The following is a 12,072-nucleotide window of genomic DNA, read 5'->3' on the forward strand; positions in this document are numbered from 1 at the left end:
CTCCAAGTTACAGAATTTCAATTCCTTCCTGATCCGTTACAGTCCCCATCAGATAAGCCTTTTCATCAATTTCATTAAAATAGGCGATCAGTTCATCAGCTTTTTCTTTATCTGCTGCAATCACCATGCCTGTTCCCATATTAAAAATATTGTACATTTCCTTGCGTTCCAGTCCGCCGATTTTCTCCATCACTGAAAATACCGGAGGCACTTCCCAATTGCTTTCAGTAAGCTGGGCGCCAAGACCTTCAGGCAGCATGCGCGGAATATTTTCAATAAATCCGCCGCCTGTAATATGTGCCATGCCCTTCAGCTTGAACTTCTTCATAGCTGACAGCAGCGGTTTTACATATATTTTTGTAGGGCGAAGCAGCTCTTCCCCTAAGGTGCAGCCTAATTCTTCTACATGATCTGTTAAGGACATATCCGCCTTTTCAAAAAACAGTTTTCTGACAAGCGAGTAGCCATTACTGTGAATTCCGCTTGAGGCAAGGCCGATCAGTACATCTCCTGCCTTGATGTCCGCACCATTAATCAGTCTGGATTTTTCACAGGCACCAACCGCAAATCCGGCAAGATCATATTCTTCCTCACTGTACATGCCAGGCATTTCGGCAGTTTCACCGCCTACAAGTGCACACCCTGCCTGTTCGCAGCCATCCGCAATGCCCTTCACAATCGCTTCAATCCGTTCAGGCGCCGCTTTTCCGCAGGCGATATAATCCAAGAAATACAGAGGCTCTGCTCCCTGTACGACAATATCATTTACACACATGGCGACTGCATCAATCCCAATGGTGTCATGTTTATCCATCATAAAAGCAAGCATCAGCTTCGTGCCGACACCATCTGTACCTGAAACGAGAACCGGTTCCTTCAGGTTTAGTTCAGATAGATCGAACATGCCGCCAAATCCGCCCAAACCGCCGAGCACACCCGGACGAATCGTCTTCTGTACGTGTTTTTTCATGCGGGAAACTGCTTCATATCCAGCTTCAATATCTACTCCGGCCTGTTTATATGCATTTGCCATCTGTCTCTCACCCCATATTAGAAAAGCGTAAGCGCCTTGCTCACCTCAGACAAGCAAAAGACGAGCCTCTCGTGAAGGCGTTCTTTGCCTTTCTGGAAGGAATGTCTTATGACCTCGAGGAGGCAGGCGCTACAGCTAGACAGTTATCGTATTTCAAAGTTACTTCTTCATCAATAAAGGCCGATCCTACAACTTATCGGCCAAATTAGTGCTTTTACCGGTCAAAAATCAAGTTTTTCCGGCCAAATTCCTATATTTATCGGCCAAACAAAGCAGGTTATCGGCCAATTGAATTGTTATACTTTTTCATAAGGATGCAAAGTACTTGGATAAATCTCAGTCGGATACTGCCCTGTAAAGCATGCCAGGCATTGTCCATCTTTCCGTCCAATTGCTTTGACCATGCCCTCTGTACTTAAAAAGGTAAGTGTGTCTGCACCAATGATTTCTCTTATTTCCTCAACAGAATGATTGCCGGCAATCAATTCTTCCTTTGTCGATGTATCGATTCCATAGAAGCATGGATTCTTAATCGGAGGTGAACTGATCAGCACATGCACTTCAGTCGCTCCAGCTTCCTTCAGCATGGTGACGATCCGTCTGCTTGTTGTTCCGCGAACGATCGAGTCGTCCACCATGATGACTCTCTTGCCTTCTACCACCCCGCGTACAGGCGACAGCTTCATCTTCACACCCTGTTCACGCAGCGACTGCGAAGGCTGAATAAATGTACGTCCTACATAGCGGTTTTTAATCAGACCCATCTCGTAAGGAATGCCGGATGCTTCAGCATAGCCAATCGCAACCGAAATGCTGGAATCCGGTACACCAGTAACAACATCACCTTCAATTGGCACTTCAAGAGCCAGCTGTTTTCCAAGGTTTTTCCGGGCTGTATGAACGTTGATCCCGTTGATATTGCTGTCCGGACGGGAAAAATAAACATATTCCATTGTGCACATGGCAATATTAGAGGCCATGGCAAACATTTCTGAACGGAAGCCATTATCATCAATAATCAGCAGCTCCCCCGGAAGAATATCGCGGATAAACTCGGCTCCCACCACATCAAAAGCACAGGTTTCAGATGCAACCGCATAAGCATCGCCGATTTTGCCAAGAGAGAGCGGCCTCATGCCGTTCGGGTCCAGCGCAACCATCAGCTCTGTTTCAGTCATGATCAGAAAAGCATAAGCTCCTTTAATCATGGATAACGCATTTTTGACACGATCCTTGAGGGAGGAAAATCCTGCACGCTTAATTAAGTGAGCAAGCACCTCTGTATCCGAGCTCGTTTGGAAAATGCTTCCTTGTCCTTCAAGCTGATGCTTTAAAGCAGTCGCGTTTACCAGATTTCCATTATGGCAAAGAGCAAGGCTTCCGCTTTGAGAGTTGAACAGGAGAGGCTGGACATTTTCATAACCGCCACCCCCGGCAGTCGCATAGCGTACATGCCCGATTGCCGCTTTCCCTTCCAGTTCCTTCATGGCATCTGATGTGAAAATTTCCGTTACAAGGCCTTCACCTTTAATGCCTTTCAGCTTCTTTCCATCGGTAACAACCATTCCGGTGCCTTCCTGGCCGCGGTGCTGCAGGCTATGGAGCCCGTAATAGGTGATCTGGGAAGCATCCTGATGCCCCCAGATTCCAAAAACACCGCACTCTTCATTCAGTCCTCTTATTTCAGCAAGCATGGGATAGCTCCTTTCCAGGCCTGCTTTAGAACGTCAACTTGTTCGGCAAGCAATAGGCCCTCTTCATTAGAGATATAAAGTACAGGTGCTTCTGTTACTTCACCGATTAGTGCCGCGTCGACTAAATTTTCGAATGCTTCCTGGTTTTCTTTTTTTACAGAAAGAAGGAAACGGGATTGTGATTCACTGAATAAAGCTGAAGTTGCATTTCCTGTAACCTTGATATCCGCTCCCAGACCTTTTGAACCGATGAGACTTTCTGCGGCTGCTACTGCTAATCCGCCTTCTGCTACATCATGCGCAGATGCTACAAGTCCTGAACGGATGGCTTTTAGAATTTGCTCCTGTGCCTTTTCTTCTTTTTCGAGATCAAGCCCAGGTGCTTTTCCGAAAATCCTGCCGTATGTCATTTTCTGAAGCTCACTGCCGCCAAACTCATCCTTTGTTTCGCCAACCAGATAAATTAAGTCCCCAGCTGCTTTAAATGATTGAGATGTTACATGGTCAATATCCTCTACCAGTCCGACCATTCCGATGACAGGTGTCGGATAGATCGCTGTTCCATTTGTTTCGTTATATAAAGAGACGTTTCCGCCGATAACTGGTGTATCCAATGTGCGGCATGCTTCACTGATTCCGTCTGCCGCTTTTTCAATTTGCCAGAAGATTTCAGGCTTCTCCGGATTACCAAAGTTCAGATTATCTGTTATCGCCAATGGCTGACCGCCGGAGCAAATGATGTTTCTTGCCGCTTCGGCCACAGCAATTTTTCCGCCTGTTTCCGGGTCAAGATACATATACCGTGAATTACAGTCTGTCGTCATAGCCAATCCTTTGCGGGTGCCGCGGATGCGGATGACAGCTGCATCTGATCCAGGTGCCACTACAGTATTCGTGCGGACCATATAGTCGTACTGGTCATAAACCCATTCCTTGCTGGCGATTGTCGGCTGCTGGAGAAGCTTCACAAGCGTTTCCTTGTAATCGTCCACTGCTGGGATTTCGTTCTCCATCGCCTGAAATTCACGGAAATACTCAGGCTCGCTTGATGGCTTATGGTAAACTGGCGCATCCTCTGCAAGTGCATCTACAGGCAGCTCTGCCACCACTTCTCCCTGATGAGTCAGACGAAGCATTTTATCATCGGTTACCTTGCCGACAGAAACGGCTTCCAGGCCATATTTGGAAAATAAATCAACAATCTCCTGCTCGCGTCCTTTTTTCACAACAATCAGCATTCTCTCCTGAGACTCGGAAAGCATCATTTCATATGCCGTCATGCCTGTTTCCCTTTGAGGAACAAGGTCAAGATTCATTTCAATTCCCGATCCCGCTTTGCTGGCCATCTCAGCAGAAGAGCTTGTCAGACCTGCAGCTCCCATATCCTGAATGCCGACAAGTGCGTCAGACTGGACCAGTTCAAGACATGCCTCCAGCAGAAGCTTTTCCATGAATGGATCGCCAACCTGTACAGCCGGGCGTTTTGATTCTGATTGGTCTGTTAATTCTTCTGATGCAAAAGTAGCACCATGTATACCGTCACGTCCCGTTTTCGCGCCAACATACATAACGGTGTTGCCTACTCCATGAGCCTGGCCTTTTTTAATATCTTTGTGGTCGATTAAGCCGACACACATCGCGTTTACAAGCGGATTTCCTTCATAGGAAGAATCAAACTGCACTTCTCCGCCAACTGTCGGAATACCGATGCAGTTTCCGTAACCCGCAATGCCTGCGACTACTTCTTTAAAAAGGTACCGTACACGAGGAGAATCCAATTCTCCAAAGCGTAAAGAGTTGAGGAGTGCGACCGGTCTTGCGCCCATTGAAAATACATCGCGGATAATCCCGCCGACACCTGTTGCTGCCCCCTGGTAAGGCTCGATTGCAGAAGGGTGATTGTGGCTTTCGATTTTAAACACAACTGCTTGCCCATCGCCGATATCAACAATTCCAGCTCCTTCCCCTGGTCCCTGAAGTACTTTCTCTCCTGTTGTCGGGAACTTGCTTAAAACGGGCTTTGAGTTTTTATAGCTGCAATGCTCTGACCACATAACCGAAAACAAACCGATTTCTGTGTAATTTGGCAAACGCCCGATAATCTTTTCAATCAACGCAAATTCGTCATCAGACAATCCCATCTCTTTGTATACCTTCTGTGCCTTTAATTGTTCCGGACTTGGCTCAAGCATTAACGACATGTGCTTCCCTCCATTGTTTTACGATTGATTGAAAAAGTTTCAGGCCATCTGCTCCCCCTAAAAGCTCATCAACAGCTCTCTCAGGGTGCGGCATCATACCGAGGACATTTCCTTTTTCATTGACAATTCCTGCAATGTTTTCCAGGCTGCCATTTGGATTTGTTTCATTATAAGTAAAGACAATCTGATTATTTGCCTTTAAAGCTGCAAGAGTTGCTTCATCACAATAGTAGTTTCCTTCGCCATGGGCGATTGGAATATTAATTACTTCGCCTTTTCCGTATACGGATGAAAACATAGTTTCGTTGTTTTCAACCTTCAGCTCAACCGTACGGCAGATGAATTTCAGACTGTCATTTCTTCTCATCGCTCCTGGCAAAAGACCCGCTTCCAATAAAATTTGGAATCCGTTGCAGACTCCCAAGATTGGCTTGCCTGCCTCAGCCGCTTTTATAACTTCCTTCATGACATTACTGAAGCGTGCGACAGCACCTGAACGAAGATAATCTCCGTAAGAGAAACCGCCGGGAAGAAGAATTCCGTCATATTCGTCTAAGCTTTCTGCGTCATGCCAAACATATTCAGCTTCCGCTCCAAGCTCGTCCTTTACTGCATGGTACATATCGATGTCACAATTGGACCCTGGAAATACGATCACAGCGAACTTCACTGAGCAACAGCCTCCTCGATTTCAAAGCGGTAATCTTCAATCACAACGTTAGCCAATAAGCGCTCACACATTTCCTTCACAGCTTCTTCTACAGGACGATCGCTTTTTTCCACTGTCAGCTCCATGTATTTTCCAATGCGCACATCAGATACTTCGCTGTAATTCATGGAATGCAGAGAGTTTTTTACAACCGTTCCCTGAGGATCTAGAACACTTTCTCTTAATGTGACGAAAACTTTTACTTTGTACATACTGTTTGGCCTCCCAGTCTCGCTAAAATATTTTCATATGCATCAGTTAAATTTCCAAGGTCCCTGCGGAAAACATCTTTATCCAATTTTTCATTCGTTTCAATATCCCAAAGCCTGCAGGTATCTGGTGAAATCTCATCAGCCAGCAGAATTTGGCCAGCTGCATCTTTACCAAACTCCAGCTTGAAATCTACTAATTTAATGCCGAGCTCTTTGAAGAAATCTCTTAAAATATTATTAACCTGAAGTGCCTTTTCCTGTAATAGGGCTGCTTCCTGCTTTTCAGCCAGCTGAAGAACTTCAATATGATCTTCTGTCAGCAGCGGATCACCCAGCTCATCATCTTTGTAGTAGAACTCAACGATTGGCCTTGATAATTCTTTCCCTTCTTCAACTCCCAATCTCTTAGAAAAGCTCCCCGCCGCAACATTGCGGACTACTGTTTCGAGCGGAATGATCTCCACCTTTTTAACAAGCTGCTCTGTCTCTGAAAGTTTTTCAATAAAGTGAGATTCAATCCCCAGTTCATGAAGCTTTGAAAAAAGCAGACTCGTAATCTCGTTATTCAGACGGCCCTTGCCGCTGATACTTGCTTTTTTCTCGCCATTAAAGGCTGTTGCAGAATCCTTATATTCAATCCAGACGATGTTTTCATCGTTTGTCTGATAAACTTTTTTGGCTTTGCCTTCGTATAACAATGCTCCTTTTTCCATGGCGGAGAGCCCCCTTTATTTGATTGGCTGCTAGACGTATTATTAAGAAGATTGGGAATTTTCCCGTTAATAAAGAGGTAAAGACTGCTCTCTACCTCTTTATTTTTTTACAAACCTAAGCGGTCAAAAATTGTATCCACATGCTTGATATGGTAGTTATAGTCAAAGCAATCATCAATTTCTGATGAAGATAGCTTTGATGTAATAATTTCGTCCTGCTCGATCAAACTGCGGAATTGGACCTGCTTTTCCCACGCTTCCATGGCACGGGGCTGTACTGTGTCATATGCCTCTTCACGAGTCATGCCCTTGTCAATTAAAGCAAGAAGAACTCGCTGAGAGTAAATAAGCCCCAGTGTACGGTCCATATTGCGTTTCATGTTGTCAGGGAAAACTGTTAAGTTCTTAACAATATTCCCAAATCGGTTCAGCATGTAATTCAGCGCGATTGTTGCATCAGGCAGAATAATTCTTTCTGCTGATGAGTGGGAAATATCCCGCTCATGCCATAATCCTACATTCTCATACGCTGTCATCATGTAGCCGCGGATTACTCTTGCCATTCCCGTCATATTTTCTGAACCAATCGGGTTGCGTTTATGCGGCATCGCTGAAGATCCCTTTTGACCTTTCGCGAAAAACTCTTCCACTTCACGTGTTTCGCTTTTTTGAAGGCCGCGGATTTCTGTCGCAAACTTTTCAATTGAAGTGGCCACAAGTGCAAGTGCACCCATATAATGCGCATGACGGTCACGCTGAAGTGTTTGTGTTGAGATCGGCGCTGGCTGGATGCCCAGCTTTTCACACACATATTTTTCAACAAATGGATCAATGTTGGCATACGTTCCAACTGCACCAGAAATCTTACCGAATTCTACCCCTGCAGCAGCTTCTTTAAAGCGGTCAAGATTGCGCTTCATTTCTTCATACCACAGTGCAAGCTTTAAACCGAATGTAGTCGGCTCAGCATGCACCCCGTGTGTACGTCCCATCATCACTGTATGCTTGTGTTCCTGTGCTTTATTTTTCAGAATTTCCACGAATCGTTCGATATCTTTGAGAAGAATATCATTTGCCTGCTTGATTAGGTATGAAAGCGCCGTATCAACCACATCTGTTGAAGTAAGCCCGTAATGAACCCATTTGCGCTCCTCGCCAAGCGTTTCAGATACCGCGCGCGTGAATGCGACAACATCATGCCGTGTTTCCGCTTCGATTTCTTTAATACGCTCAATATTAAAAGAAGCATTTTCCCGGATTTTCTGAACATCTTCTTTCGGAATATCTCCTAATTCAGCCCAGGCCTCACAGGCAAGTATTTCTACCTCAAGCCATGCCTTAAAGCGGTTTTCTTCTGTCCAGATAGCTCCCATTTCCGGTCTCGTATAACGTTCAATCATGTTTTATCCTCCGATCTTTTCCTTCACAGGGGTCCAAATGCCACTTCTGTCTGCTTCTTCAAGTGCCTCTTCGGCAGAGTTCCGTAAAAGCGTGACATGGCCCATTTTGCGTTTATATTTGGCATCCTTTTTTCCATACAAATGAATCTTCCAGTCATTCAATTCAGGTATTTTCTTGATTAAAGGTTCCTGGTGCTCTCCTAGTATGTTTACCATAACAGCAGGTTTTAATAGCTCTGTGCTGCCAAGGGGCCAATTGCAGACCGCACGGATATGCTGTTCAAACTGAGAGGTCTCGCAGGCTTCAATTGAATAATGGCCTGAGTTATGCGGACGGGGTGCAAGCTCGTTAATGTAAACCTGCCCGTTTTTCGTCAAAAACATTTCAACTGCCAATGTTCCGACAAGGTTTAAAGCTTCTGCCAGCTGGTTTGCTGCACTTACTGCCCTTTCCTCAGCATCAGCTGTAATCATGGCCGGCACAATTGTCTGGTGCAATATGTTTTCTTTATGGACATTTTCGCCGACTGGAAATACTGCGCTTTCTCCCGAGATATTCCGGCAAATAATAACTGATATTTCCTTTTCAAAAGTGATCCATTTTTCAAGGACGCACACGCCATTATCAAGAAGCTGTGCAGCTTTCTTAATATCCTGCCCGTCCTTTATCACAACTTGCCCTTTTCCGTCATACCCGCCTCTGGAGGTCTTTAATACTGCTGGATAGCCAAGCTTTTCTATATTATCATAAATGTCTTTTTCAGTCGTAATGACCGCATATGGCGCTACCTCACAGCCGGCTTTTTGGATGGCTGCTTTTTCCTTTGTCCGGTCCTGGGTGATCTCCAGTACTTCGCTTCCCTGTGGGACATACGCATTTGCACATAGCCACTCAAGAGCTTCGGCACTGATATTTTCGAATTCATAAGTGACAACATCACTTACTTTTGCCAGCTCTTTTATAGAATCTAAATCTCCGTATTCTCCAAGGATTCTAATATCCGCAACCTGCCCGCAAGGAGAGTCTTCTGACGGATCTAATACCGCAATCCTGAAGCCATTAGCCTTGGCTGCCAGGGCCATCATTCTCCCAAGCTGTCCACCGCCGATAATTCCAATAGTTTGTCCTGGTAAAATGGTTTTATTAGACAAGGTCATCACTGCTTTCCAGTACTTCTTGTTTTGTTTTATCTCTTTTTGACTGAAGGCGTTCTGCAATGGCTTTATCAAAAGAGCCAAGGATTTGCGCTGCCAGCAATCCGGCATTTACAGCACCTGCTTTTCCAATCGCAACGGTTGCTACCGGGACTCCGCCAGGCATCTGAACGATCGATAGCAATGAATCCAGTCCGTTTAAAGCTTTGGATTGGACAGGCACTCCAATCACAGGAAGTGTTGTTTTTGCTGCCACCATTCCCGGCAGGTGTGCAGCTCCTCCTGCCCCCGCAATAATTACCTTAATGCCTCTGTCTCTTGCCTGTTCCGCATATTCAAACATTAGATCTGGAGTGCGATGGGCTGAAACAACTTTTTTTTCAAAGGGGATTTCCAGCTCTTCCAGAATTCCGCAAGCGTGCTTCATTGTCTCCCAATCCGATTTGCTTCCCATAATGACTGCTGCTTGTGCGCTCATTCCTTCTCCTCCAAATCTTCTAATATAAAAACCCGCACAGACCCCTTCTCTTATATGAGAGAAAGTAATCTGTCCGGGCTAAAAAGAACCGTTAGAAAGACACCTGCAAACGGCAGGATCTATTCCTTCTACATGCCGGGCATATCAGCTTTCCCTCATAGTCCGGCAATTTACGGTTGCCAGGTAGAAACTTATGGGCCATATTCCCATTATTATACGAGGGTTATTCACGTTTTATTAACTACCATCATATTAACAACATACCTGATACTCTGTCAATTGAAAAATCGAACGATACTAAAAGTCAGACAATTAATGTTCGTGTTTTAGCCTTCAACTCGCTTTGCTTCAAAAACAATCTGCCGGCCGGCCGGTTCATACTCCACCTGTCCTGATTTTTTAACTTCCTTGAAAATAGGCTTTTCCGTCCTTCTAACAGGCATATAGCCTGTCTTTTTGATTCTTTCGAGGCACTGGTCAATGGTTTCATTTTCCTGCACTTCGAATGCCATTTTATTCTTGCCTTTTCTCATTGAGATAACTTTCCTCTCTTAACGGATTTTACCCAGAAGCCGCCATGAATCGTTTTCGGCTCATAGGCGATGATGAATGCTTTAGGATCCAGCTCTTTTATCGTCTGATAAAGCTTCAATTCATATTTTCGCGGTGTCAGAATCTGCAGGGCCATCCGATCGCCTTCAAGACCATTGGCAGCCCAGTTTGTCACGCCATAGCCTTTATCTCTTAAAGCCTTTGGCAGATCCCGGTCATATTCTTTTGTAATGACATTTACGGTAATATAACCAAGGGCCAGCTTCTCTTCTATTTTCATTCCAACAATAACACCGATTCCATAACCGACCGCATAGGCTATCAAATTTTGAATTTCATTCAGGTTATCCAGAACCAGTCCAAGTCCAATGACATAAATAACAACTTCAATTGTGCTTATAAAAGCTGCCAGGTAACGCTGTCCCTTTAGCGTCAAAATCATCCTGATGGTAAAAAATGATACATATACGATATTAATGATCAAAATAATAGCGACCATAATAAAACTGTTTTCCAGCAACGCAAGTCCTCCTTCATAAGGAATTAAGAGGCAAAGGAGTGTCCTCTCCCCATTAAGTCACTATTGTACAAAAGAAATTAGCTTTTGGTAACCTTTTTTCAAAAATTGAATCTTTATGAATAGGTTATCCTTTTTTGAGTGGGATGAAACTGCTCAATTATGCCTGTAGTAGTGGAGCTTATAAGATGGAGAGAAGTTTGATCAGTTTTATTTAGCAGGTTTCGGATGTTATTTGGCATGTTTGGGGTTTTATCTTATATTATCTAACAGGTTTTGGATTTATCTAGCATTTGGCACTCTTGATCTTTAGAGAGAACAAATTTGAGGTTTTACAAACGGAGGAATAGAGAGTTGCACATATATGGGTGCAAGCGCCACATAAAATGAAATAGCAGCACAAATGCTTGGCAAAGTGGCACATATGTATTCCTTTTAAAATAATGCCGAATTTATTTTCCTTTTCAAGCAAAGCCTTTATTGAATAGGATGAAATTATGCCTGTATTAGTTGAGGCTACATGAAGGAGAGAGGTTTAATTAGTCTTATCAAGCAGGTTTCTGATGTTATCTAGCATGTTATGGGTTTTATCTAACATGACTGTAAATTTATCTAACAGGTTTTTAATTTATCTAGCATACTTTGAAGTTTATCTAACATTTAGCACTAGCTATCTTTACAGAGAACAGCTTTGAATTTTAAAACAGACGCGGAAATAAGGAGTAGCACATATATGTCTGAAAGCGGCACATAAAATGAAAAAGCAGCACATATGCTGCGTAAAGTGACACATATATGTTTTAACAATAGAGCCTAAATATATTTTTCTGATCGCCAAAATCATTCAAAGCACAAAAAAGAGCACCCATCAGGTGCTCTTTCATTTGCCCGGCAGCGTCCTACTCTCACAGGGGGACAGCCCCCAACTACCATCGGCGCTGAGAAGCTTAACTTCCGTGTTCGGTATGGGAACGGGTGTGACCTTCTCGCTATCGCCACCGGACTATTTGGCTGAAGAAACTTCGTTCCCTCAAAACTAGATAATGTATGAAGAAGTATTCTGCCGAGTATTCACCAATGACTTGTCTAGCTTCGGCTCCTAACTTCTCTCGAAGTTGAACAGTCGCCTCCGCTTTTCGTTTTGGTTAAGTCCTCGATCGATTAGTATCAGTCAGCTCCACATGTCGCCACGCTTCCACCTCTGACCTATCAACCTGATCATCTTTCAGGGATCTTACTAGCTTGACGCTATGGGAAATCTCATCTCGAGGGGGGCTTCATGCTTAGATGCTTTCAGCACTTATCCCTTCCGCACATAGCTACCCAGCGATGCCTTTGGCAAGACAACTGGTACACCAGCGGTGCGTCCATCCCGGTCCTCTCGTACTAAGGACAGCTCCTCTCAAAT

Annotated in this window: 11 protein-coding genes, 2 rRNA genes and 1 riboswitch (1 of these 14 only partly in view); all 13 genes read right to left on the minus strand. The window is 44.4% G+C overall.

Features of this window, described 5'->3' with window-relative positions; translation table 11 throughout:
* Nucleotides 1-7: 7 nt before the first annotated feature.
* Nucleotides 8-1,033: a phosphoribosylformylglycinamidine cyclo-ligase gene (purM, locus tag NSQ49_RS10875; protein WP_159871273.1), complete on the minus strand. Its 1,026-nt coding sequence runs from the start codon at nucleotides 1,031-1,033 to the stop codon at nucleotides 8-10.
* Between the two features lie 296 nt (nucleotides 1,034-1,329).
* Nucleotides 1,330-2,727, minus strand: coding sequence for an amidophosphoribosyltransferase (gene purF, locus NSQ49_RS10880; RefSeq protein ID WP_159871270.1), 1,398 nt, complete (start codon nucleotides 2,725-2,727; stop codon nucleotides 1,330-1,332).
* On the minus strand, nucleotides 2,712-4,928 hold the full coding sequence (purL, locus tag NSQ49_RS10885) for a phosphoribosylformylglycinamidine synthase subunit PurL (RefSeq protein ID WP_159871267.1): 2,217 nt from the start codon (nucleotides 4,926-4,928) through the stop codon (nucleotides 2,712-2,714). Before purL ends, purF begins: the two co-directional genes overlap by 16 nt.
* On the minus strand, nucleotides 4,912-5,598 hold the full coding sequence (gene purQ, locus NSQ49_RS10890) for a phosphoribosylformylglycinamidine synthase subunit PurQ (RefSeq protein WP_159871264.1): 687 nt from the start codon (nucleotides 5,596-5,598) through the stop codon (nucleotides 4,912-4,914). Before purQ ends, purL begins: the two co-directional genes overlap by 17 nt.
* A complete protein-coding gene (gene purS / locus NSQ49_RS10895; protein WP_009336741.1) occupies nucleotides 5,595-5,849 on the minus strand; it encodes a phosphoribosylformylglycinamidine synthase subunit PurS in 255 nt (84 codons plus the stop codon). Before purS ends, purQ begins: the two co-directional genes overlap by 4 nt.
* Nucleotides 5,837-6,562 carry a phosphoribosylaminoimidazolesuccinocarboxamide synthase gene (gene purC, locus NSQ49_RS10900; protein WP_251284341.1) on the minus strand — a complete coding sequence of 242 codons (726 nt, stop codon included), beginning with the start codon at nucleotides 6,560-6,562 and terminating at the stop codon, nucleotides 5,837-5,839. Before purC ends, purS begins: the two co-directional genes overlap by 13 nt.
* Before the next feature lie 107 nt (nucleotides 6,563-6,669).
* Entirely contained in the window at nucleotides 6,670-7,962 is a 1,293-nt protein-coding gene (purB, locus tag NSQ49_RS10905; protein ID WP_251284342.1) for an adenylosuccinate lyase, read from the minus strand.
* A gap of 3 nt (nucleotides 7,963-7,965) precedes the next feature.
* A complete protein-coding gene (gene purK / locus NSQ49_RS10910) occupies nucleotides 7,966-9,114 on the minus strand; it encodes a 5-(carboxyamino)imidazole ribonucleotide synthase (protein WP_396399156.1) in 1,149 nt (382 codons plus the stop codon).
* Nucleotides 9,107-9,595: a 5-(carboxyamino)imidazole ribonucleotide mutase gene (purE, locus tag NSQ49_RS10915; RefSeq protein WP_251284343.1), complete on the minus strand. Its 489-nt coding sequence runs from the start codon at nucleotides 9,593-9,595 to the stop codon at nucleotides 9,107-9,109. Before purE ends, purK begins: the two co-directional genes overlap by 8 nt.
* Before the next feature lie 138 nt (nucleotides 9,596-9,733).
* Nucleotides 9,734-9,835, minus strand: a riboswitch (purine riboswitch).
* Nucleotides 9,836-9,921: 86 nt separating this feature from the next.
* Complete coding sequence (locus tag NSQ49_RS10920; protein ID WP_251284344.1) at nucleotides 9,922-10,128, minus strand: NETI motif-containing protein; 207 nt, start codon at nucleotides 10,126-10,128, stop codon at nucleotides 9,922-9,924.
* The gene (locus NSQ49_RS10925) at nucleotides 10,125-10,667 is read right to left on the minus strand and encodes a DUF2179 domain-containing protein (protein ID WP_053433027.1); all 543 of its coding nucleotides are present in this window, start codon (nucleotides 10,665-10,667) and stop codon (nucleotides 10,125-10,127) included. The genes NSQ49_RS10920 and NSQ49_RS10925 overlap by 4 nt, the downstream gene beginning before the upstream one ends.
* A gap of 883 nt (nucleotides 10,668-11,550) precedes the next feature.
* Nucleotides 11,551-11,667 (minus strand): 5S ribosomal RNA (rrf, locus tag NSQ49_RS10930).
* Between the two features lie 138 nt (nucleotides 11,668-11,805).
* Nucleotides 11,806-12,072: ribosomal RNA gene (locus NSQ49_RS10935) — 23S ribosomal RNA — on the minus strand; it runs 2,669 nt beyond the window's last position.

Source organism: Cytobacillus sp. FSL R5-0377 (assembly GCF_038004385.1).
GTDB lineage: Bacteria > Bacillota > Bacilli > Bacillales > Cytobacillaceae > Cytobacillus.

Bases quoted from the DNA above. Each gene is read 5' to 3' on its own strand.
- purM (WP_159871273.1), bottom strand. From the start codon at position 1,033: ATGGCAAATGCATATAAACAGGCCGGAGTAGATATTGAAGCTGGATAT.
- purF (WP_159871270.1), bottom strand. From the start codon at position 2,727: ATGCTTGCTGAAATAAGAGGACTGAATGAAGAGTGCGGTGTTTTTGGA.
- purL (WP_159871267.1), bottom strand. From the start codon at position 4,928: ATGTCGTTAATGCTTGAGCCAAGTCCGGAACAATTAAAGGCACAGAAG.
- purS (WP_009336741.1), bottom strand. From the start codon at position 5,849: ATGTACAAAGTAAAAGTTTTCGTCACATTAAGAGAAAGTGTTCTAGAT.
- purC (WP_251284341.1), bottom strand. From the start codon at position 6,562: ATGGAAAAAGGAGCATTGTTATACGAAGGCAAAGCCAAAAAAGTTTAT.
- purB (WP_251284342.1), bottom strand. From the start codon at position 7,962: ATGATTGAACGTTATACGAGACCGGAAATGGGAGCTATCTGGACAGAA.
- purE (WP_251284343.1), bottom strand. From the start codon at position 9,595: ATGAGCGCACAAGCAGCAGTCATTATGGGAAGCAAATCGGATTGGGAG.
- NSQ49_RS10920 (WP_251284344.1), bottom strand. From the start codon at position 10,128: ATGAGAAAAGGCAAGAATAAAATGGCATTCGAAGTGCAGGAAAATGAA.